At 67.5% G+C, this 19,567-nt stretch carries 21 protein-coding genes, 1 tRNA gene and 1 pseudogene; 12 read left to right on the forward strand and 11 right to left on the reverse strand.

All coding sequences use genetic code 11. The features are described from left to right. Positions 1 to 151: 151 nt before the first annotated feature. Positions 152 to 1,003, reverse strand: a pseudogene (locus H8F27_RS10870) (IS256 family transposase); the annotation flags it as partial. Positions 1,004 to 1,098: 95 nt separating this feature from the next. Between H8F27_RS10870 and H8F27_RS10875 the strand changes: the two are divergent. Next, a complete protein-coding gene (locus H8F27_RS10875) occupies positions 1,099 to 2,115 on the forward strand; it encodes a cation diffusion facilitator family transporter (RefSeq protein WP_231596207.1) in 1,017 nt (338 codons plus the stop codon). A gap of 67 nt (positions 2,116 to 2,182) precedes the next feature. Here the strand turns inward: H8F27_RS10875 and H8F27_RS10880 are convergent, their stop codons facing one another. Further along, positions 2,183 to 2,755: an acireductone dioxygenase gene (locus tag H8F27_RS10880; protein ID WP_197148108.1), complete on the reverse strand. Its 573-nt coding sequence runs from the start codon at positions 2,753 to 2,755 to the stop codon at positions 2,183 to 2,185. A 55-nt stretch (positions 2,756 to 2,810) separates the two neighbouring features. On the opposite strand from H8F27_RS10880, the gene cobI reads away from it, so the two are divergent. Both cobI and H8F27_RS10890 read left to right on the forward strand, forming a co-directional pair. Next, positions 2,811 to 3,587 carry a precorrin-2 C(20)-methyltransferase gene (gene cobI, locus H8F27_RS10885; protein WP_231596208.1) on the forward strand — a complete coding sequence of 259 codons (777 nt, stop codon included), beginning with the start codon at positions 2,811 to 2,813 and terminating at the stop codon, positions 3,585 to 3,587. A gap of 71 nt (positions 3,588 to 3,658) precedes the next feature. Beyond that, positions 3,659 to 4,435: a DUF4079 domain-containing protein gene (locus H8F27_RS10890; RefSeq protein WP_197148109.1), complete on the forward strand. Its 777-nt coding sequence runs from the start codon at positions 3,659 to 3,661 to the stop codon at positions 4,433 to 4,435. On the opposite strand, the gene H8F27_RS10895 is transcribed toward H8F27_RS10890, so the two are convergent. Beyond that, complete coding sequence (locus tag H8F27_RS10895) at positions 4,329 to 6,359, reverse strand: glycosyltransferase (RefSeq protein WP_231596209.1); 2,031 nt, start codon at positions 6,357 to 6,359, stop codon at positions 4,329 to 4,331. The genes H8F27_RS10890 and H8F27_RS10895 overlap by 107 nt on opposite strands. Next, positions 6,356 to 7,336 (reverse strand): tRNA dihydrouridine synthase DusB, encoded by a 981-nt coding sequence (gene dusB / locus H8F27_RS10900; protein WP_197148111.1) that lies wholly within the window; start codon positions 7,334 to 7,336, stop codon positions 6,356 to 6,358. The genes H8F27_RS10895 and dusB overlap by 4 nt, the downstream gene beginning before the upstream one ends. A gap of 28 nt (positions 7,337 to 7,364) precedes the next feature. Here dusB and H8F27_RS10905 point away from each other — a divergent pair, with 28 nt between their 5' ends. From H8F27_RS10905 to proC, 7 genes are all read left to right on the forward strand, one after another. Beyond that, positions 7,365 to 7,835: a DUF1823 family protein gene (locus H8F27_RS10905; RefSeq protein ID WP_197148112.1), complete on the forward strand. Its 471-nt coding sequence runs from the start codon at positions 7,365 to 7,367 to the stop codon at positions 7,833 to 7,835. Between the two features lie 33 nt (positions 7,836 to 7,868). Then, on the forward strand, positions 7,869 to 9,233 hold the full coding sequence (der, locus tag H8F27_RS10910) for a ribosome biogenesis GTPase Der (RefSeq protein ID WP_197148113.1): 1,365 nt from the start codon (positions 7,869 to 7,871) through the stop codon (positions 9,231 to 9,233). 25 nt (positions 9,234 to 9,258) lie between these two features. Then, positions 9,259 to 10,191: an energy-coupling factor transporter transmembrane protein EcfT gene (locus tag H8F27_RS10915; RefSeq protein WP_197148114.1), complete on the forward strand. Its 933-nt coding sequence runs from the start codon at positions 9,259 to 9,261 to the stop codon at positions 10,189 to 10,191. Positions 10,192 to 10,282: 91 nt separating this feature from the next. Then, positions 10,283 to 10,510: a PII-interacting protein PipX family protein gene (locus H8F27_RS10920; RefSeq protein WP_197153517.1), complete on the forward strand. Its 228-nt coding sequence runs from the start codon at positions 10,283 to 10,285 to the stop codon at positions 10,508 to 10,510. 10 nt (positions 10,511 to 10,520) lie between these two features. After that, positions 10,521 to 11,147 carry a YggS family pyridoxal phosphate-dependent enzyme gene (locus tag H8F27_RS10925; RefSeq protein WP_231596210.1) on the forward strand — a complete coding sequence of 209 codons (627 nt, stop codon included), beginning with the start codon at positions 10,521 to 10,523 and terminating at the stop codon, positions 11,145 to 11,147. Positions 11,148 to 11,231: 84 nt separating this feature from the next. After that, complete coding sequence (locus H8F27_RS10930; RefSeq protein ID WP_197148116.1) at positions 11,232 to 11,783, forward strand: cell division protein SepF; 552 nt, start codon at positions 11,232 to 11,234, stop codon at positions 11,781 to 11,783. 8 nt (positions 11,784 to 11,791) lie between these two features. Then, positions 11,792 to 12,583: a pyrroline-5-carboxylate reductase gene (gene proC, locus H8F27_RS10935; RefSeq protein ID WP_197148117.1), complete on the forward strand. Its 792-nt coding sequence runs from the start codon at positions 11,792 to 11,794 to the stop codon at positions 12,581 to 12,583. 35 nt (positions 12,584 to 12,618) lie between these two features. On the opposite strand, the gene plsY is transcribed toward proC, so the two are convergent. Genes plsY through H8F27_RS10960 form a run of 5 tightly spaced genes read right to left on the reverse strand, consistent with a single transcriptional unit; the run spans position 12,619 to position 16,787 of the window. Continuing rightward, the gene (gene plsY / locus H8F27_RS10940; protein WP_231596211.1) at positions 12,619 to 13,254 is read right to left on the reverse strand and encodes a glycerol-3-phosphate 1-O-acyltransferase PlsY; all 636 of its coding nucleotides are present in this window, start codon (positions 13,252 to 13,254) and stop codon (positions 12,619 to 12,621) included. A 39-nt stretch (positions 13,255 to 13,293) separates the two neighbouring features. Then, positions 13,294 to 14,172, reverse strand: coding sequence for a DUF3086 domain-containing protein (locus H8F27_RS10945; RefSeq protein ID WP_197148118.1), 879 nt, complete (start codon positions 14,170 to 14,172; stop codon positions 13,294 to 13,296). Continuing rightward, on the reverse strand, positions 14,165 to 14,626 hold the full coding sequence (locus tag H8F27_RS10950; RefSeq protein WP_231596212.1) for a DUF3119 family protein: 462 nt from the start codon (positions 14,624 to 14,626) through the stop codon (positions 14,165 to 14,167). Before H8F27_RS10950 ends, H8F27_RS10945 begins: the two co-directional genes overlap by 8 nt. Further along, positions 14,626 to 15,390 (reverse strand): ABC transporter permease, encoded by a 765-nt coding sequence (locus H8F27_RS10955; RefSeq protein WP_197148119.1) that lies wholly within the window; start codon positions 15,388 to 15,390, stop codon positions 14,626 to 14,628. The genes H8F27_RS10950 and H8F27_RS10955 overlap by 1 nt, the downstream gene beginning before the upstream one ends. Next, positions 15,387 to 16,787: an MFS transporter gene (locus H8F27_RS10960; protein WP_370594512.1), complete on the reverse strand. Its 1,401-nt coding sequence runs from the start codon at positions 16,785 to 16,787 to the stop codon at positions 15,387 to 15,389. The genes H8F27_RS10955 and H8F27_RS10960 overlap by 4 nt, the downstream gene beginning before the upstream one ends. Before the next feature lie 97 nt (positions 16,788 to 16,884). Here H8F27_RS10960 and H8F27_RS10965 point away from each other — a divergent pair. Next, positions 16,885 to 16,955 (forward strand) — tRNA-Gly (locus H8F27_RS10965). Between the two features lie 282 nt (positions 16,956 to 17,237). Then, on the forward strand, positions 17,238 to 18,383 hold the full coding sequence (locus tag H8F27_RS10970) for a hypothetical protein (RefSeq protein WP_197148120.1): 1,146 nt from the start codon (positions 17,238 to 17,240) through the stop codon (positions 18,381 to 18,383). On the opposite strand, the gene H8F27_RS10975 is transcribed toward H8F27_RS10970, so the two are convergent. Both H8F27_RS10975 and H8F27_RS10980 read right to left on the reverse strand, forming a co-directional pair. After that, positions 18,365 to 18,934 carry a PIN domain-containing protein gene (locus H8F27_RS10975; protein ID WP_197148121.1) on the reverse strand — a complete coding sequence of 190 codons (570 nt, stop codon included), beginning with the start codon at positions 18,932 to 18,934 and terminating at the stop codon, positions 18,365 to 18,367. The two genes, H8F27_RS10970 and H8F27_RS10975, sit on opposite strands and share 19 nt — an antisense overlap. Position 18,935: 1 nt before the next feature. After that, a complete protein-coding gene (locus H8F27_RS10980; protein WP_197148122.1) occupies positions 18,936 to 19,409 on the reverse strand; it encodes a helix-turn-helix domain-containing protein in 474 nt (157 codons plus the stop codon). Positions 19,410 to 19,567: the final 158 nt, after the last annotated feature.

Genomic DNA, 19,567 nt, shown 5'->3' on the forward strand with positions numbered 1-19,567 from the left:
GGCTCTGAGCGATGGATGGCTCAGTATTCGTGTCGCCTCCAGCGCCATTTCCCCCCGGTTGTCGCCGGCGACAACCGGGGGGAAATCAGTTCCCCTCACCGGCCAACTTGATTGACGCCAAGCGGCCAAGGGGGTTGACGCGGGACACTTGGGCGAACACGCTGCGCAGGGCAGCGGTGACCATGCCTTGGTGAGCCCTGGGAACACACTGCAGCAGGTTGCGGGCAAAATGCACCCGGCAGCGCTGCCAGACGCAGCCCTGCAATTGCCTGCGGATCGCCTTGGTGAGGCCGCTGTGGGCGTCAGAGATCACCAGCTTGACGCCACCCAGACCCCGCTCTTTGAGGTGGGAGATGAACTCCGCCCAGAAGGGCTCGCTCTCACTGTTACCCACCTTGAGGCCCAGCAACTCCCGGCGCCCGTCCTCGTTGACCCCCATGGCGACGACGACAGCGCGGGAGCAGACCTGCTGGGCCTTGCCCAGGCGCCCCTTGAGGTAGGTGGCATCCAGGTAGACGTAGGCGTAGCTGCTGCTCTCCAGCGGCCGGCCCAGGAACGCCTGCACCTGCTGGTCGATGTCCTGACAGATGCGGCTCACCTGCGACTTGGAGATGCCGCTCTGGGAACCCAGCGCCGCCACTAGGGAATCCACCTTGCGGGTCGAGACGCCACTGATGTAGGCCTCCATGATCACCGCGTACAGGGCCTGATCGACCCTGCGGCGGGGCTCGAGGATCGTGGGCAGGAAGCTGCCGGCTCGCAGTTTGGGGATCTGCAGGGCGAGATCCCCCACCTGGGTGGTCAGGGTGCGAGGCCGGTAGCCATTGCGTTGGTTGACCCGCTCCTCGCTGCGCTCATGGCGATCGGCACCGACCACAGCGGAGGCCTCCAGTTCGATCAGCTGCTGCAGGCCGTAGCGGGCCAGCTCGGGGATCAGCTCACCGGCGCTGCTGCCATCGAGTAGCGCCGCCAGTTCAGGCACGGCAGCATGGTGCTTGGGCATGGTTCGTCTGGTTGAGGTGGTACTCGAACCAGGGAAACGGGCCTGCCCACCCGGGGTCCCCACGAATCCAGCGCCCGAGGCGCTGAATTCGCGGGGTGCCCCGCCCCTTGCAACGCCAGCCGCTGAGCCGATCGCTTGAGGTGCGGACGCTCAGCCCCGGCTACGCCGGGGCTGAGGCCCAGGGGAATTACACCACTGCGGGGGACGCAGGCGCGGTCGGTCGCCAACGGCTGCCACGCCACATCCAGCACGAACATCGAGATGGCAATCCGGCCGCCTTTCGCTGGAGTGTGCTGCTCAACAGCGGCCTCTCCGCTTTGCAGCTGGCGATTGGCATCGGCTTTGGCTCTTTGGCCCTGATCGGTGATGCCCTGCACAACCTCGGCGATGTGGCGGGATTGCTGCTGGGCTGGGGGGCCGAGCGCCTCAGCGCCATGCCCGCCAGCAGGCAATTCACCTACGGATTTGGCCGCAGCACCCAGCTGGCCTCGATGATCAACGCGGCCTTGATCTTGATGGCATCCGCCGTTGTGATCGTGGAGGGCGTACAAAGACTGGCCAAACCGGTGGAGCTAACCCCTGGCCCGGTGGCGGTGGCGGCCCTGTTGGGCATCGCGGTGAACCTGGGCTCGGCCCGTTTGTTTGGCCACAACCACAGCCACGATCTCAACCGCCGAGCTGCGGTGGTGCACCTGCTCACCGATGCGGCGGTGAGTGCTGCGGTGCTGGTCAGTGCCCTTTTGATTCAGTTCACCGGCATCCACTGGCTCGATCCCTTCACCGGTATTGGGGTGGGCTTGGCCGTGGCCTGGACCGGTTGGACCCTGCTGCGCCAGTCGGTTCTGGTGAGCCTGGACGGGATCCCACCAGGCATCGATCGAGACGCTGTGGAACGCACCTTGACCGCGCTACCAGGGGTGGCGGCGGTGCATCACATCCATATCTGGGGCATGAGCACCTCCCAAACGGCGCTGACGGCGCACCTCCTGCGCGATCCCCAGCAAGTCGATGACATGGCCCTGCTGCATATAGCAAAGGCTGAGTTGGCCCAGCTGGGCATCGACCATTCGACTCTGCAGTTAGAGCCCCTGTCGTTAGAGCCCGTGCAGTGATTGGGTCTGCGCAGCCCCGGGGAGCCAAAAATAGCTTTGCTGGGGGCGTTTAAGCCCAATCAAATTTTCAAGTTCGTCGAGGTGCGGATAGTTCGTCGAGGCGCGGATAGCGCTCGGCGATTGGGTCGCCACTGAACTGGGCCACCCAGCCTTCGGGGTTGTCAAAGAAGCGCAGGGCGCAGAAGTGGGGCTCTGGGCCCATGTCAAACCAGTGCTTTGTGCCAGCGGGCACGGAAATCCAGTCGCCTGCTTCACAGAGCAGCTGCAGCACCTCAACGCCGATGTGCAGGCAGAAGAGGCCCTGGCCCTCTACGAAGAAGCGCACTTCGTCTTCGCTATGGATGTGCTCGGCAAGAAACTTCTGACGTAGGGCCTGGCGGTCGGGGTGCTCCGGCGTCATGCGGATCGCATCCACCGTGGGGTACGACCCGCCGGTCTGTACCTGGGCGATTTCGGCGCTGTAGGCGGCCAGGATCGCGGCCGGATCGGCGTTTGGGGCCAGGGGGGCTTTGACTTGCCAGCGCTCAAAGCCGATGCCCAGTGGCGCCAGGGTGGCGGCGATCTGGGCCGGATCGCTGCTGCAGAGGCTGGGGGAGGCTGGTCCGGCCGGGTCGGTGGCAAACACCTGCAGGAGACTCATTTGGCCAGGGCTCTTTCAATTCCCACCCTAGAAAGGCAGCAGCAGCAGGCCAGCGGTGTCCTCGGCAGAATTCCCAGGAGAGCTGGCGGCGGCGGGGCTCACCCTGGTGGGGGTAGGGCCAGGCAATCCGGAGCTGCTTACGGTGGCGGCGGTGCGTGCGATCGGGGCCGCGGCGGTGGTGGCCTACCCGGTGGCCCGGGAGGGTGCCGATGGCATGGCTGCCCGCATTGCCGCCCCCTGGATCGGGCCCCAGCAGCGGCGCTTGCCGCTGCTGTTTCCGATGGTGGCTGGCGCCGAACCGCGCCAGGCTGCCTGGCACAGCGCCGCCGCAGCTCTGGCGGCTGAGGTGGCCGCCGGCCAGGCGGTGGTGTTGCTGTGTGAGGGGGATGCCTCCCTCTATGCCAGTGCCTCCTACGCCCTGTTGGCCCTGGCTGAACGCCATCCGGCCTGTCCGGTGGCGGTGATTCCGGGCATCACCGCGGTGGCGGCGGCCGCCGCGGCAGCCTCCTCCCAGGGATTGCCCTGGCCCCTGGCCCTGCAGCAGGACGCCCTGCTGATCCGGCCCACCCCCGACGGCGCCGAGGAGCTGGCGGCCCTGCTGCAGAGAGCCTGCGGCGAGGGCATGGTGCTGGCCCTGCTCAAGCTTGGCCACCGCTGGGCCTGGGTGCGTCCGCTGCTGGCGGAGCGGGGGCTGCTGGCCGCCAGTCTTTTTGCCCAGCGGGTGGGCTGGCCCGACCAGCTGCTGGCGCCGGCGGCTGAGGTGCCCGCCGACGAGCAGCCCTACTTCTCCCTGCTGCTGATCCGCCAGAGCTGGCCGGCGGTGCTGCCCTGAGTTGCGCCCCTGACCAGTAATGGCCGCCAGGGCCAGGGATGGTCAGACTTCTCCGCAGAGCTTCCGTAGCGATGACCCCGATCGATTGGTTTGCCCTGCTGCATCCGGTGCTCGCGGTGTTGTTCGTCTATCCGGTGGTTGGGGCCACGGTGCGGCTGGGCCTACTGGCGCGGGAGCGGCGCCTAGGGCTGAGCAGGCAGCCCCTCACCGTGCCCCAGGAACATGCCGACCACGGCCGCTGGCTCGCTGGCGGGGTCGTGGTGGCCGTGCTGATCGCCCTGGTGTACTCCTTCCTCAGCCGCTGGTTTGACCCCGGCACCCCCTTTGTTGGCGGGCAGGGCCGGTTGGCCCTGCTGGTGTTGGTGGCCCTCGGCAGCTTGCTGGCCCTGCTGGCTTTGGGGCGGGTGCGGCGGCCAGCCCTGCGGGCGAGCTTTGCCCTGCTCACCTGGGCGGGGTTGCTGGGCCTGGGCAGCCAGCCGGAAATTTGGCGGGTGTCCGATAACCCCTTCAGTGGGGCCTTCTGGAGTTCCCACTACTGGAGTGGGGCCCTGCTCACGGGCCTGCTGCTGCTGGCCATGGCCTCCCGCCCGGAAATCCAGCGTTCGCCCCGCATGCGGCGCCTGCATGTGAGTGCCAACGTGCTGGCGGCGGTGCTGCTGGCGGTGCAGGCCATTACCGGCACGCGAGACCTGCTCGAGATTCCCCTGAGCTGGCAGAAGCCGGCGATTTACGCCTGCGACTTCAACGCCCGCCGCTGTCCCCAGGCCCAGGCCCAGGGTGCAGCTGCTGGTGCACCAGGCTTCGACGGCCGGGTCCGGGGGCGACGGGCCGCCGCGCCAGTTGTCTGAGCAGGGCGAGCAGCGCTGGCCATTCCGGCGGAGCGAGGCGATCTGGCCAGGCGCCCGGCCGGCTGAACAGCCAGCGCCGCAACTCGACCACGCTGGCCCTGGCCTCCCCAGCCCAGCTCACGCTCAGCAGTTCACCTGCCGCGGGCAAGGGGGCCAGATCAAGGGGGAGAAGGGATCCGGCCCCGGTATCAAGCACCAGTCGCCAGCCCGGGCCCACCGGGCCGGGGCCGGGCAGCACCAGGTCTGCTCCCGTTTCCGCAAGGGCCGTCAGCCGACCCTTGAGTTGCTGCTGCTCTGGCCCCCACAGGCTCACGTTCACTTTGATGCCCAACCAGGGGGTGGGATCGGGGCAGGGGCGGTCCCAGCTCGCCCGCAGGGCCACCAGCAGCCCCAGCAGATTCAGGCCTGCCCACAGCAATCCCAGGGCAAGTTGCGGATTGGCCCCCCTGGTGCCTAGGGCCAGGCCGATGGCAGCCAGGTTGAAGCCATTCAGCAGCAGGAGCAGCAGCAGGGGCCAGCCCAGCAGCGGATCGATGCCGCCCCGATGCCGTACCCGGTGTTTGGGGGTGATGCGAAAGGGCATCACCCGCCCCCAGATCCCCTGCAGAACGCAGGTGCTGAGGGGAATGGCCGTGGCCCAGCCGGGCAGGTCGGCCAGGAGGGCATGGCGACTGCCGCGGTTCAGCCAACCCACGCTCAGCAGCAGGGCCAGCCAGAGGGGCAGCAACAGGCTGAGCAGCTCCATGGCGCTGTAGCGCACGGGCATCACTCCCAACAGGCCGATACCCAGGGGCAGCAGCAGCAGGACCAGCCTGGGCAGGGTGTTGAGCCAGTGCAGCGCTCCCTCCAGGTAGGCCAGGCGCTGGCCCCAGCCCAGCCCCTTCACCCTCAGGGGCCCCTGGGGCAGGCGCAGGGCCTGCAGGGTGCCGCCCGCCCAGCGCTGGCGCTGGCGCACGAAGTCGAGCATGCTTTCGGTTGCCAGGCCAGCGCTGAGCTTCTCGCCCAGGTAGCGCAGTTGCCAGCCCCGGGCCGCCAGGGCGATGCCGGTGACGAAGTCCTCCGAGATGGCCCCCTCAACAAAGCCGCCGATCTGGTCGAGGGCTGAGCGGCGCACCACAAAGCTGGTGCCGGCGCAGACCACCGCGCCCCAGGCGCTGCGCACCGGCTCGATCCAGCGATAGAAGCTCTCTTCATCGGGCAGCAACCAGGGCTCCAGCTCCAGGTTGCGCAGCACCGGATCGGCGTTCATGAAGCACTGGGGGGTCTGCACCAGGGCCACGGCCGGATCCAACAGCAGGCCGATGGTGCGATCGAGGAAGTGGCGCTGGGGCACGAAGTCGGCGTCGAATACGGCCACCAGGTCGCCGCCGCCCAGCGCCAGGCCGGCGTTGAGGTTGCCGGCCTTGGCAAGCAGCCGCTGGGGCCGGTGGTGGTAGCGGCAGCCATGGGCAGCGGCGAGCGCTGCCACCTCCGGCAGGCCCCCATCGTCCAATACCCAGATGGTGCGATGCGGGTAGTCGAGGCCGGTGCAGCCCAGCAGGCAGCGCTCCAGCACGGGCAGGGGCTCACCGCAGGTGGGGATCAGCACATCCACCCAGGGGCGCCAGTCGCTGCTGCGCCATTGGGCCTCGGCCCGATCGGCGGCGGCACGGCCATCGTCGAAGCGGCGCCAGCCCAGCAGCAGTGGCACAAGTCCGCTGAGCAGGAGCCAGGCCTCAGCGGCCAGCAGCAGCAGGCTGAACAGGGCCGCCAGGGGTGTGGCCAGGTTGAGGCTGCCGGTGACTCGCCAGCAAAGGTATCGGACAGTGAGCAGAGTGAGCAGTAGCAACAGGCTGCGTCGCATCCACAGGGGCCTGCTCGCTTCCGGCCGGCGGCTCAGCCATAGGGGCCAGAGCAGCAGCAGCCAGGGCCAGAGCTGGATCACAGCTGCCGCTGCAGCAGCGCCAGGGCTTCGGCCGGGGTGGGGGCCCGCATCAGGGCGTGGCGCAACTGGGGGGCGCCGGGGAAGCCGGTGCATGTCCAGCTGAGGTGCTTGCGGGCAATCAAGAGGCCGTGGTCGCCCTTGGCCGCCACCAGGGCCTGGAGCTGCTCGGCCGCCAGGGCCAGCTTCGCGGCGGGGCCGGGGGTGGGCGGGATCGGCCGGCCGCCCAGGGCCGCATCGATCTGGCCCACCAGCCAGGGGGCACCCATGGTGCCCCGGCCCACCATCACCCCGTCGGCGCCTGTCTGGGCCAGGCAGCGCAACGCGTCCTCCGGGGTATTGATGTCGCCGTTGGCGATCAGCGGAATCGTGAGCGCCCGCTTCACGGCGGCGATGGCGCCCCAGTCGGCCTTGCCCTTGAAGCCCTGCTCGCGGCTGCGGCCGTGCAGGGTGAGCAGCTGGGCGCCGGCGCTCTCCAGCTGGCGGCACCAGCTCACCGGATCGGCCTCACTGCCGCACCAACCCAGCCGCGTCTTCACGGTCACGGGGATCGCCACGGCTTCGGCTACCGCCTCAATGATTCGGGCGGCCAGCTCGGGGTCGCGGATCAGGCCGCTGCCGCCGCCCTTTTTGGCGATCTTCTTCACCGGGCAGCCCATGTTGATGTCGATCAGGAAGGCGCCGGCGGCTTCGGCCCGCTTGGCCGCCTCGGCCATGGCGGCGGTGCGGTAATCAAACAGCTGCACGCCGATCGGGCCGCTCTCGCTGCTGAGCTCCTCCACCTTCTGCAGACCGAAGCCCAGCTCCAGGCTGGTGGCGTTCACCATTTCGGTGAACAGCAGGGCATCGGGCGCCCAGCGCCGCACCAGGCCGCGGAAGATGCGATCGCTCACCCCAGCCAGCGGCGACTGCAGCACCCTGCAGCGCAGGGCACGCGGCGTGCCGTTGCCGGGCAGCTGCAGGGGCAAAGCGTTAATCATGGTGATTCGATTGTGATGCTCCAGGACGATGGTTTCCGCTCAGGCCGCCGCCGCTGCAGTGCCCTACCCCCTGAGCCGCGCGCTGCTGGAAGCGGTATTGGCCGACCGCACCAGCGATCGCTTCGTGTGTGAGCTGATCTGGCCGCGCCTGGGATACGAGCTGAACGGCTCGGGCACCTGGAGCGCGGGCCCGGCTACCGGCGCTGCCTGGCGGGAGCAGTTCCCGATCGAACCCCAGTTCATCGCCGAGCGCCCCCCGGCGGTGGCTCTCACCCGCTCGATCGCCAAAGCGCACAAGCAATTGCTGAAGGAGCAGCTGGGTTTTGCGGGGTATACGATCGGCGAGCTCTACCCGCGCCGCACCCGCCGAGCCACCGCCGTGAACTGGCTGTTGGCCCATTTGGCCGAGCGGGGCGAGCCGCTGCCGGATGGGGGGCCGCTGCCGCAACTGTTGGATCAGCCGGCCGATCCGGTGGCGGGCCATCCGGGTGATCTGTAGGGTCAAGGTACGACAGTTGTTGTGATACCTGCTTTGGCCTTGCCGGTCGTTGCCATTATTGGCCGCCCCAACGTGGGCAAATCCACCCTGGTGAACCGGCTCTGCCGCAGCCGCGAAGCGATCGTGCACGACCAGCCCGGCGTGACCCGCGATCGCACCTACCAGGAGGGCTACTGGGGTGATCGCAGTTTCCGGGTGGTGGACACCGGTGGCCTGGTGTTCGACGACGACAGCGAATTCCTGCCCGAAATTCGCGAGCAGGTGGGCCTGGCCCTGGCAGAAGCGGCCGTGGCCCTGGTGATCGTCGACGGTCAGCAGGGCTGCACGGCTGCCGATCAGTCGATCGCCGAATGGCTGCGGGGCCAGGGGGTGCCCACCCTGCTGGCGGTGAACAAGTGCGAGTCGCCGGATGCGGGTCTGGCCATGGCGGCGGAGTTCTGGGGCCTGGGCCTGGGCGAGCCCTACCCGATCTCGGCCATCCACGGCGCCGGCACCGGCGACCTGCTTGACCAGGTGCTCAGCTTCCTGCCTGCCAGCGAAGAACAGGAGGCGGAGGAGCCGATCCAGCTGGCGATCATCGGCCGCCCCAACGTGGGCAAATCCAGCCTGCTCAACGCAGTCTGCGGCGAGAACCGGGCGATCGTCAGCCCGATTCGTGGCACCACCCGCGACACGATCGACACCACGATTGAGCGGGAGGGCAAAACCTGGAAACTGCTCGATACGGCGGGCATCCGCCGCCGTCGCTCGGTGAGCTACGGGCCCGAATATTTCGGCATCAACCGCAGCTTCAAGGCGATCGAGCGCTCCGATGTGTGCGTGCTGGTGATCGATGCCCTCGACGGCGTCACCGAGCAGGATCAGCGCCTGGCCGGCCGCATTGAAGAAGATGGCCGCGCCTGCGTGGTGGTGGTCAACAAGTGGGACGCCATCGAGAAGGACAGCCACACCATGCCGGCGATGGAGAAGGAACTCCGCGCCAAGCTCTATTTCCTCGACTGGGCGCCGATGCTGTTCACCTCGGCCCTCAGCGGCCAGCGGGTTCAGGCGGTCTTCCCCCTGGCCCTGCTGGCGGTGGAGCAGCACCGCCGCCGCGTCACCACCTCGGTGGTGAACGAGGTGCTCACCGAGGCCCTCAGCTGGCGCTCGCCGCCCACCAGCCGCGGCGGCCGCCAGGGGCGTCTCTATTACGGCACCCAGGTGGCGGTGCGGCCCCCCAGCTTCACGTTGTTTGTCAATGAGCCGAAGCTGTTTGGTGAAACCTATCGCCGCTATGTGGAGCGCCAGATCCGCGAGGGCCTGGGCTTTGAGGGCACACCCATCAAGCTTTTTTGGCGCGGCAAACAACAGCGCGATGCCGAGAAGGAACTGGCCCGCAGCCAGACTCGTGGTCGCTGAGGCCTGGCTGTTGGGGGGCAGCTGAGTGGACTTCCTGCGCCAGATCCCGATCGGGCAGTTCGCTGTCCCGGATCCGGCTGATCAGGCCGGGGGCGGCAGTTGGCTGCGACGGCTGGATCCCCGCCTGAAGCTGGCCTGGACCCTGGCCTTCCTGATGACCCCGATCCTGGCCGGGCCGATCTGGCGCCTGGCCCTGGTGGGTCTACTGCTGTTGATCACCGCCCTCAGCGGCCTGAGCTGGCGGCTCTGGCGCCGCAGCGTGCCGCTGCTGCTGGCCCTGGCCCTGCTGGTGGGTGGCCTGGCGGCTTTCCTGCCGGCCGGCTCCCTGCCGCCGGGGCAGCTGCAGCGCCCACCGGCGGAGCTGCGCATCGAGCCCGGCCCCCCCGGTAGCCAGCCGCCGGAACGTTCCGGCGCCGCCTGGGTGCTTTTCCGCCAGGGTCCCCTGGTGGTGACCCGGCGCTCGGCCGAGCTCGGCCTCAACGGCGCCACGTTGTTGTTCACGTTGATTCACAGCGCCAACCTGTTGCTGCTGAGCACTTCTCCGGAGCAGTTGGTGTGGGCGATTGGCTGGTTGCTGGCCCCCCTGGGCCGGCTGGGCTGGCCGGTGGAGCGGCTCGGTTTCACGCTGCTGCTGGCGCTGCGTTTTCTGCCCCTGGTGCAGGAAGAACTGCAAAACCTATTGCGATCTGTTGCAACCAGGGCAGTGAATTTCAAGCGCCTGGGCTGGAAGGCCGGCCTGGGCCTGGTGCTCGCCCTCGGCGAGCGGCTGCTGGCCAACGTGCTGCTGCGCGCCGAGCAGGGGGCTGAAGCCCTGCTGGCCCGAGGGGGCTGCTGGTTGCCGCCCGATCAGCTGCCCAGGCCCCAGGGCGGTGGAGTGGTGCAGAAGCTGCTCAATGCCTCGGCGGCGGCGTGGCTGCTGGTGCTGCTGGGACTGCGCTGGAAAGTCGGTGACCTTTAATGGCCCCCAGACAACCGCATTGGTGAGCAGCGTATTGGTGAGCAGCGCATTTGCGATTCCCGAGCGCTATCTCAACCATCCCACCTTCGGGATGCTTTACCGGGTGGCTGCGGTGGCCGAGGGCAAGGACCTCTACGCCACCCTCTATGCCCAGCGCATTTTCTTTGTGGTGACTTTGCAGTCCAAGGGAGCCAGTTTTGAGGTGGTGCCCCTGATGGATGCCCGCCACTATGCCGAGCAGAATCTGGCCCGGGCCCGTCGCGATTGCCCTGAGGCCCAAGCCCATTGGCGCCAGTTGTTTGACCAAACCTTTATCTGAGCAACTCGCCTTGGTGCGCGCCAGCCTGCCCCCCGGCTGCAGGTTGTTGGCAGTGAGCAAGGGCCAGCCGGTCGCCCGAATCCGGGAGGCGGTGGCTGCGGGCCAGCGCAGTTTCGGCGAGAGCAGGCTCCAGGAGGCAGCGGTCAAGCAGGCCGAGCTTGCCGATCTTGAACCCCTCGACTGGCATTTCATCGGCCGCCTTCAGGCCAACAAGGCCCGCGCGGTGGTGCGCCAATTCGGCACGATCCACTCCCTCGATTCCCTTGCCCTGGCCCGTCGCCTGGCCCGAATCGCGGCGGAGGAGCATCGCGCTCCGGCGGTGCTGTTTCAGGTGAAGTTCCGGCCCGATCCCAGCAAGACTGGCTTTGAACCAGCTGAGCTCCAGCAGCACTGGCCCGAGCTCAGTTGCCTGGCGCCGTTGCGATCGGTGGGCCTGATGACCATTGCCCCCCTGGGACTCAGCCCTGGTGAGCGCGGCAGCCTGTATCGCGAATGTGCCGCCCTGGCCGGGGCCCTGGGGCTGCCGGAATGTTCGATGGGGATGAGTGGCGACTGGCAAGAGGCGGCCGCGGCGGGCAGCACCTGGGTGCGGATCGGCGGCCTTCTGTTCGGGGAGCGGCCGGTTCTGGCTAGCTGACCTGGCGGCCAATTGCAGCGGAAAGCCTTGCCGCCATTGGTGTGGGACGCTATTTATGTGGAAGCATCCTGCGAGGTTCGCTCTGTGTCGTTGTTTTCCCGTCTGCGTGCCGTTGTCTCAGGAGACGACTATCTCGACGGCGACTACGACGATGAGCTCGACTATGACGGCGGGGAGCTGCCCGAGCCCACCCCGCCCATCCGCTCAAGTCCCCTGGTTTTGAGCTCCGATTTCACCGCAGACGACCCCTTCGCGGGCACCAATGTGATCGGCATGCCGGGCCTTTCGACGGCCGGTGCAGAGCTGATGTTGATGGAGCCGCGCAGTTTTGATGAAATGCCCCGGGCAATCGAGGCCCTGCGGGAACGCAAGACCGTGATTCTCAATCTCACGATGATGGAGCCTGACCAGGCCCAGCGCTCCGTGGACTTCGTAGCTGGCGGCACCTTCGCCATCGATGGCCAGCAAGAGCGAGTGGGCGAAAGCATTTTCCTGTTTGCGCCCAGCTGCGTAACGGTCACCACCGCCTCCAGCGAGGAGGCCTCCTCCCCCACCACCTTGAGCCGCGGCGTGGATAGTCCCGAGCCGGTGGCCGCACCCAGCCCGGCTTGGGGTCGCCAGGCAAGCGCCTTCTAGGCCACCCGATGGCGCCCAGCTTTGGCGTGGTGGGCCTGGGCCGCATGGCCCAGGCCCTGTTGTTTCCCCTGCTGGAGGCTGGGCTTGTTCAGCCCGGGGACGTGCGAGCTGCTGTGGCCAGTGAGGCCTCGGCTGAAATGTTGCGTCGGGCCCATGGCCTCAACGTGGCCACCGACCCCCAGGCTGCCTGGTCAGCGCCGGTGGTGCTGCTCGCGGTCAAGCCCCAGCAGCTCGAGGGGGCTGCCCAAGCTGCTGCCGCTGGCTCCGGCGGGCTGCTGATCTCGGTGTTGGCCGGGGTGTCCCTGGAGCGCCTACAGCGCCTTTTCCCCGGATGGCAGTGCGTGCGGGCCGTACCCAATACCCCGGCGCTGGTGCGAGCCGGGCTCACGGGCCTGGCCTTTGCCCAGGTAGTGCCCGCTGGCCAACGTCGCTGGGTGGAACAGCTGTTTGCCCAGGTGGGTGAGGTCTATGAGCTGCCCGAAATTCAGCTGGATGCCTTTCTGGCGCTCACCTCCTCCGGGCCGGCCTTTGTGGCGGTGGTGGCCGAGGCCCTGGCCGATGGCGCCGTAGCAGCGGGATTGCCACGGCTCCTGGCCCAGCAGCTGGCCTCGAGGACCCTCGCGGGCAGTGCGAAGTTGATGTTGGAGCGCAACCTCCATCCAGGAGAGCTCAAGGACATGGTGAGCTCTCCGGGTGGCACCACGATCGCCGGCCTGCGCCAATTGGAGCAGGCCGGCCTGCGCTCGGCCCTGATTGAGGCGGTGCTGGCCGCAGCCCAGCGCAGTCGCGAGCTGGGCTGAACCGCACCAGCGCCTCCAGAGCCCCAGCCCCAGCCTCAGGGTTTTGGGGCGCCCAGTTTGGGTTCGGTGCCGGCTAGCAGTCGCTCGATGTTGCTGCGGTGGCGCCACACCACCAGTACGGTGGTGAGCAAGGCCAGGGAGAGGTAGGGCCAGCGTGGCGCCAGGTTTTGGTCGGCAAACCAGCCCAGCATCAGCAGCGGCAGGGCCAGGGCGGCCACCACGCTGGCCAGGGACACGATCCGGCCGAGGCTGAGGACGGCCAGGAAGATGCCGAAACAGGCCAGGCCCACCGGCCAGGTGAGGCCCAGCAGCATGCCCAGCCCGGTGGCCACCGCCTTGCCCCCTTTCCAGCCCAGCCACACCGGCCAGATGTGGCCTGCCAGGGCCGCCAGACCGGCCAGCACCACCCCCACACCCAGGGGATCCAGCACGGCCTTGGCCAGCAGCACGGCAGCCGCACCCTTGAGCACGTCCACCAGAAACACCGCCAGTGCCGGGCCCTTGCCGACCACCCGCAGCACGTTGGTGGCTCCGGTGGATCCCGATCCTTCGCGGCGAATATCCAGCCCCGCCAGCCAGCGCCCCGCCAGGTAGCCGCTGGGGATGGAGCCGAGCAGGTAGCCAGCGAACAGCAGGGGCAGGGTGATCAGGGTCATGGTGATCAGTGGCATGGCGATGGGAGCCTGGTGATATGGGCTATGGCGGTTCGCTCAATAGGCTGCGTCGCTGTCGATCTCGCCGGGACCTGCGGCGAAGGTGAGCCAAAGGGGGAACTGCAGGATTGGCACCTCAATGGTCAGTTCGCCGGCATCGATCACGATGAAGGGCAGCTCGTTTCGCTCCTCGAGTCGGTCGGCCCGTTCCACCAGGGCATCGGCCCGCTCGAACAGGACGATGCCGCTGGAGGGTCCGAAATCCTCCCGCTCCAGGCCCAGGCAGTCCTGCAGACCGCGACGCCATTCGCCCAGGCGCTCGGGCTGGCTTGCCAGCACCAGGGTTTGGAAGCGTTCCCCGTAGAGCTCCCCCAGGATGGCGATGGCAGCGGCGGCCACTAGGGCGTTGCGGCTGCGGCTGCCGCAGCTGGCCTGGGCACCCCTGCCCCCCTGACTAAAAAACCAGTCTGCGAGCAGGGCGGCACCGCCGGGGTCCAGGGTGCGGCGCAACTGCCAGGGATCGGCGTAGAAATCGGGCTGGCCGCCGAAGCCCGCCAGACGCTCGCGGATCAGGGCTTCATCCTGGCTGAACAGTCCTGTTGTAGGCCCGGCGGGGGCTGGTTCGGGGCTGGTGCCGGTTGGGGCAGGATGATCGAGGGGAGAAGGCTGCACCAGCAGCTGCTGGGGCACCAGCTCCACCTGCTCAGCCGCCACGGCCAGGTCCTGCAGGGCGCCCACCAGATAGTCCTGGAAGCCCTTGATGCGCCTGGCCATGGCATCGGCCTGGCCGGCAAAGCTGGTTTCGATCTCTTTTTGGATCTGGCTGCGGCGGGTTTCCAGCTGGCCGATTTCCTGCAGCAACGCCTCGCGACGCTCGCGCAGTTCAGTGAGGGCCAGGTCGCTCCAGGCTTGTTCGGGGCTGGGGTCGTCAGTCATCGCGATCGGAATCGGAACGCTCCGCTGCGTTGAGTTGGCCCAGGTGCTGGGCTAGTTGCTCCCGCAGGGTGGCGGCATCAAAGAGCATTGGCAGCAGGTGGATGCTGCGCTGCTCACGGAAGTAAAACAACGCGGGCAACCCTGGCCAGAACAGTTTCCAGCCCAGCCATTCGGCATAGGGGAAGCTGCGCAGCAGGGTCTGCTGGCGCCATACCAGCATGGCATCGCCGCCAAACTCCAGCCGCAACAGGCTTGTCTGCAATAGCAAAAACAGGCCCAACAGCGCCACCGACAGGCTCAACCAGGGTGCGCCGCTCCAGAGGGGAAGGAGGCCAAGGGCGGCCAGGGCCAGCCCGATCACCCCAAGGGCGACGCCGTAGCTGGGCGCCAGCACCACGCCGCTGGAGCCAGGGCTCAGCTCCATATCGCCAGTGGGGGAGTTGGGGGAGGGCATCAGCCGAAAAGCAATTTGGTGAGCAGGGCGTCCATCAGGGCGACGGTGACCAGGATCATCACCACGGCCCCGGTGGTGCTGGTGCCCACCTCCTTTGGGCCCCCGCGGGTTGTCAGGCCCCAGCCGCAGGCAATCACGGCTATCTGTAGGCCGAAGACCAGGGCCTTCAGCAGCATCGACGGCAGGTCGTCGGGCTCCATCCAGGTGCGCACGGAGTTCCAAAAAACCGATGGGGGGATGCTGTAAAGGATCGTGCTGCTTACCTGGCCTGACCAGATCCCCACCCAGAAGAAGAGCAGGCACTGCACCGGCGCCATGATCACCATGGCCAGCACCCTGGGCACCACCAGGTATTCGACCGGGTCGGTGCGCAGCATGGTGATGGCGTCGATCTGCTCGGTCACCTTCATGGTGCCGATCTGGGCCGCATAGGCCGTGGCCACCTTGCCCGTGAGCAGGGTGGCGGTGAGCAAGGGCGCTATTTCCCGCGACAGCCCCAGGGCCAGCAGCCCCCCCACGGTGGCGCTGGCGCCTTGTTTGCTCAGCTCCGCTGCCACCTGGATGTTGAACACCGTGCCGGCTGCCAGGGCGGTGATCAGCACGATCAGAAAGCTGCCTGGGCCGGCCTCCATCAGCTCCTGCATCAGATCGTTGAAGCCGATGCGGCCCTTGGCGACGGCACTCACCGCCTGGCCGCCGACCAGCAGGCTGGAGCCCAGGCGTGAGAGCCAGCGGGGGGTCTTGAACCAGGCGGGACGCTTCATGGTGATGGCGATGCCGGCCGGCGGTGCAGACCCTTCTCAGGCCAGCGTCGCATCACCAGGAGGCCGGCAGCGATCAGAACCGCCGGAATCAGGCCCATGCAGAGGCGGATCGTGGTGAGGGCTGAGCCTGGCTGAACCAGTCCCTCACTGGCCTGGTAGCCACTCCAGCTGAGCACATTGCCCAGGGCGAACACGGCTACGCCGATGCCCAGTTTCTGGGTCACCACCATCCAGGCCGTGTAGAGGCCTGCCGGTTGGTCGGGGTCCGCATCGATCGCATCGGGCAGCAGGGCCCAGGGGATCAGATAGGCAGTGGAGGCCCCGAGGCCAATCACCACGATCGTGAGCACGAGCAGGGCCAGCCCCAGGCTGTTACTGGCCGTGGCCAGGGGAGCTGCGCTGGAATCCATGGGGATCAGCAGCATGGCCGCCAGACAGCCGGCGATCCAGAGGCCGGTGCCCCAGCGCAGGGCGCAGACCCGGCCATGGCGGCCCGCTACCCGGCTCCATAGCTGCAATCCCACCAGGGCGCTCAGTTGGAAGGGGATCAGGATCCAGGTGCTCCAGCTTTCAGGCAGGTGCATCACCACGGCCAGGAAAATCAGTGAAACCGGCTGCATCAGCTGCAGGGCGCACCACAGCAGCAGGTAGAGGCCCAGCACTTTGAGGAAACGGGGGTTGCCGGCCAGCCGTCTCAGCTGGCGGCCCAGCGGCTCCGGCTGGCCCTTGGGCCGTTGGCAGGTGCGTGCGAAGGGAGCCAGCCCCCAGCAGCACAGCAGGGTGAAAACCGTGAGCAGCAGCCCGGAAACCCAGCCCATGCGCAGGTAGCCCGGCGCTCCCTGGCCCACCAGCAGGGCCCCCAGCACCAGGCCCGCCAGGCCCGCCAGGATTGAGCCGGTGAACCGGCTTGCATTCAGTTCGGTGCGCAGCTGGGTGGAGCCGGTGAGCTCCGAGGCGAGGGCCGAGTAGGGCAGGTTGACGCAGGTGTAGAGGCCCATGGCCACCAGCTGGATCAGCACCAGTAGGGTGAACTTCTGCCAGTCACTCCCAGGCGGCACCCACCACATCGCCACCAGGGCCATGCCCAGGGGGATGGCACTGCCGGCCATCCAGGGCAGGCGCGGCCCCCAGGGGTGTTTGGTGTGGTCGCTCAGCCAGCCCACCAGGGGGTCGTTGATGCCATCCCACACCTTGAGCACCATCAGCACCAGGCCCGCCATCCAGGCCGGCAGCCCCACTACGCCCGTGTAGAAGACAAATAGATAGAAGCCCAGCTGGGTGGCGGCCATGCCGGTGCCGATATCGCCGAGGCCATAGCTCCAGAGCAGTCTTCGCCGGGCCGACTTGCCCAGGCTTGGGTTCGTTGCCGCGCTGGGGTCAGGCGTCACAGACGGCAGTTCTGGATAGGCGGGGTGATCGAGTCATAATGCAGGAGACGAGGGAAGCAAGCCTCCTGCCGGGGGCCCCATGGCGATGTAGTATTTATCTACTGCTGCGGGCGTAGTTTAGTGGTAAAACCTCAGCCTTCCAAGCTGATGATGCGGGTTCGATTCCCGCCGCCCGCTTCCTTTTCTCAACAAGGGTTTTCGGTTCCAAGCCCATGCTGCGACTGGCGTTAGGGCTTCCAGTCTTTGCCGCTCCCTGTTTGGCCGTGCCAGGCTGTGAGACGAAACATCTCACCAAACGTCTCACATGCCCGCGGCCCGTGATTGGGAGGTGACGATCAGGGCCGTCGTGTCTCACGCGCTGTCTCAAAGGGGCTGCCGCAGGGGCTGGACGGTGCTGAATCACCGTGGTCATGCGCGCCTGAACATCGCTGCTGGTGCTGGTGGGGCAAGCGCCGCCAGGTGCTACTGCCGATCCCCTGGGAGTGCGATCAGGTCGATCAGATCCGCGACGCCGTGGTTCAGGTCTACGACGAGTTCCAGCAGGGCATCGAGCCTGATGCCTGCGTTGCCCGGATGCCCCGTGCGGAGGAGCAGGGCGCCGATGGGGCGGCAGTGCTCCGATCGGCATCGAGCCAGGGTGGTCGCGCCAGGCATCGAGGTGGTGCGGCGTTCCACGCTCCTGGGGACTGGGATGCCTTGATTGCAGCCTTCCGGGAGCACAAGCTGATCAGTGGCGAGATCAAGCCATCGACCTGGCATCGGGTCTACCGGCACCACATGAACCACGTGCTCGGTGCCGTGGCAGTGGCGGCCCCGCCGCAGAACGCCAAGCAGCTGCTGGAGGCCCTGGCCAGAATCTGGGCGGATAAGCCAGGCGGGCGCACCCGTCAGATCCAGATTCAGTCGACCGCTGCCCTGTTGCGTTGGGCCGTGGCGGAGCGACGGCTGGGTGAGGACTGGGAGCCGCCGCAAGACCTGTCGGTGTTCGTGGGCCGATCGCGTGCAGCGAAAGCCATCACGACGCCGTTGGAGGTGGAACACACTCTTGCGTTGGTGCGGGCCATCCCTGATGCCCGCTGGCGTTTTGCCTTTCAGCTGATGGCGGCTTATGGGCTGAGGCCAGAAGAGCTGCAGCACCTGCAGATCCGCCAGGGCCGGCTCTGGTGCACGTATGAAAAGGTCGCCTCCCGCGGCAAGACCCGTCCGCGGGTGCTGCGGATGCTGCCCTGTGATGACTGGGCAGATGGCTGGCGCCTTGAGGAACGCTTCCCAACCCAGGAGCTGCCGCCGATGCAGCCTGGCCTGGGTGGCGGCTACGTGGGCCACTACCTGATGAACCGGCCCCTCTGGAAAGAGCTTCGCCGGGAGTACGAGGCGAAGGGGGAGAAGCTGGTTCCCTACTCCTGCCGGCACGGCTACGCCCACCGAGCCCACGTGATCTGCGACCTGCCGCCCAAGGTGGTGGCCGCGGCCATGGGCCACAGCGTGCAGACCCATCTGGCGGCCTACAGCCGCTGGTGCGGGGATGACGTGGTGGATGACGCCTTCGCCAAGGCAGAACTACGGCTGGGCCAGGGGCTACGCGCTCAGAGCTCAGCGGCGTAGTGCCGCACGGCCTCCGAGAACTTGCTCAGACCCTGTTCCTCCAGGGTGACCAGGTACTGCTCAACTGACTTGGGTGGGTTCCTGAGGCTGGCTCGGTGCTGCCGCATCGCCATGCACACCCGCTCGGCATCCAGGTTCAGCTGGTCCACCAGAAACAGATCGGGATGGCAGGCACCAAGGCCGTAGCTCGCCAGGACGTGCTCCGGGAAATCATCCAGGTTGAAGGTGAGGATCAGATCGGCTCCACACTTGATGGCGGCTGCCAGAACATGGCGGTCATCCGGGTCCGGTAACTCCAGGGCTGGAATCAGGCTCTGATGGCCATCCACCAGCGCATCACGCACGTGAGCATTCATCAGCGAGCGGGTGCGCTCCAGCTGTTCTCTGGAGAGATCAGGCCGGTTCCGCAGCACGGCCGTGATCCACTCCTCATGAATCTGATCGCTCCATCGAGCCCGGTAGAGATCCGTGAGCGCCAGGCGCATCAGCAGGTCGCGAAGTGGCGCTGGATATAGAACGCAGGCGTCGTAGACGACCGTGAAGCGATTCACCTCAGTAGCCCATGCCCAGCTCCTGGGCCTGGGCCGCCAGCTCATCCAGTGCCGCTCCGCGCTGCTGGTCGATGTCGTGCTTGTAGGCCATCAGGTCGGCCAGGCGGATCCGCCGGTGGGTGCCGACCTTGCGGAAGGGGATCTCCCCTTGCTCCAGCCGCTCGATCAGGAAGGGCCGCGACACATTCAGCAGATCGGCGGCCTGCTGGGTCGTGAGCTCGGCATGCACCGGCACCAGGGTGACGGCATTGCCCTGGGCCATCTGCACCAGGATTCCCTGGAGCAATTCCAGCACTGCGGCCGGGATTGGGACAGATGCGCGCTGTCCATCGTCCAGGTCCAGGGAGAGGCTGGCTTGGCGCAGACCGTGGCTGGCACGGAAGCCGGCGAGATCTCGCAAGCTCGCCCCTGCGGCCTCAGCCGCCTCAGCCGTGGGGATCACGGGCTCAATGGAGCTTGGGAGAGCGACGGCCATGGGCAACGGGGGAGGGCCACTCGCACAGTAATCGAAATAATCGCAGCATCCGCAGCATCTGCAAGAGGGTGGGCCGAACGGCTGATCGAGCAGCTGATTCCCGCCGGCAGGATCCCGGGCTGCAGTGATCGCACCAGGATCAAGCTCCGCACCGCGGG

It is taken from the genome of Synechococcus sp. CBW1108, assembly GCF_015840335.1.
GTDB lineage: Bacteria > Cyanobacteriota > Cyanobacteriia > PCC-6307 > Cyanobiaceae > Cyanobium_A.

Excerpts from the sequence above, each read along its gene's own strand:
- H8F27_RS10880 (WP_197148108.1), bottom strand. The coding sequence starts at position 2,755 with ATGAGTCTCCTGCAGGTGTTTGCCACCGACCCGGCCGGACCAGCCTCC.
- H8F27_RS10890 (WP_197148109.1), top strand. The coding sequence starts at position 3,659 with ATGACCCCGATCGATTGGTTTGCCCTGCTGCATCCGGTGCTCGCGGTG.
- dusB (WP_197148111.1), bottom strand. The coding sequence starts at position 7,336 with ATGATTAACGCTTTGCCCCTGCAGCTGCCCGGCAACGGCACGCCGCGT.
- H8F27_RS10905 (WP_197148112.1), top strand. The coding sequence starts at position 7,365 with ATGGTTTCCGCTCAGGCCGCCGCCGCTGCAGTGCCCTACCCCCTGAGC.
- H8F27_RS10920 (WP_197153517.1), top strand. The coding sequence starts at position 10,283 with ATGCTTTACCGGGTGGCTGCGGTGGCCGAGGGCAAGGACCTCTACGCC.
- proC (WP_197148117.1), top strand. The coding sequence starts at position 11,792 with ATGGCGCCCAGCTTTGGCGTGGTGGGCCTGGGCCGCATGGCCCAGGCC.
- plsY (WP_231596211.1), bottom strand. The coding sequence starts at position 13,254 with ATGCCACTGATCACCATGACCCTGATCACCCTGCCCCTGCTGTTCGCT.
- H8F27_RS10945 (WP_197148118.1), bottom strand. The coding sequence starts at position 14,172 with ATGACTGACGACCCCAGCCCCGAACAAGCCTGGAGCGACCTGGCCCTC.
- H8F27_RS10950 (WP_231596212.1), bottom strand. The coding sequence starts at position 14,626 with ATGCCCTCCCCCAACTCCCCCACTGGCGATATGGAGCTGAGCCCTGGC.
- H8F27_RS10955 (WP_197148119.1), bottom strand. The coding sequence starts at position 15,390 with ATGAAGCGTCCCGCCTGGTTCAAGACCCCCCGCTGGCTCTCACGCCTG.
- H8F27_RS10980 (WP_197148122.1), bottom strand. The coding sequence starts at position 19,409 with ATGGCCGTCGCTCTCCCAAGCTCCATTGAGCCCGTGATCCCCACGGCT.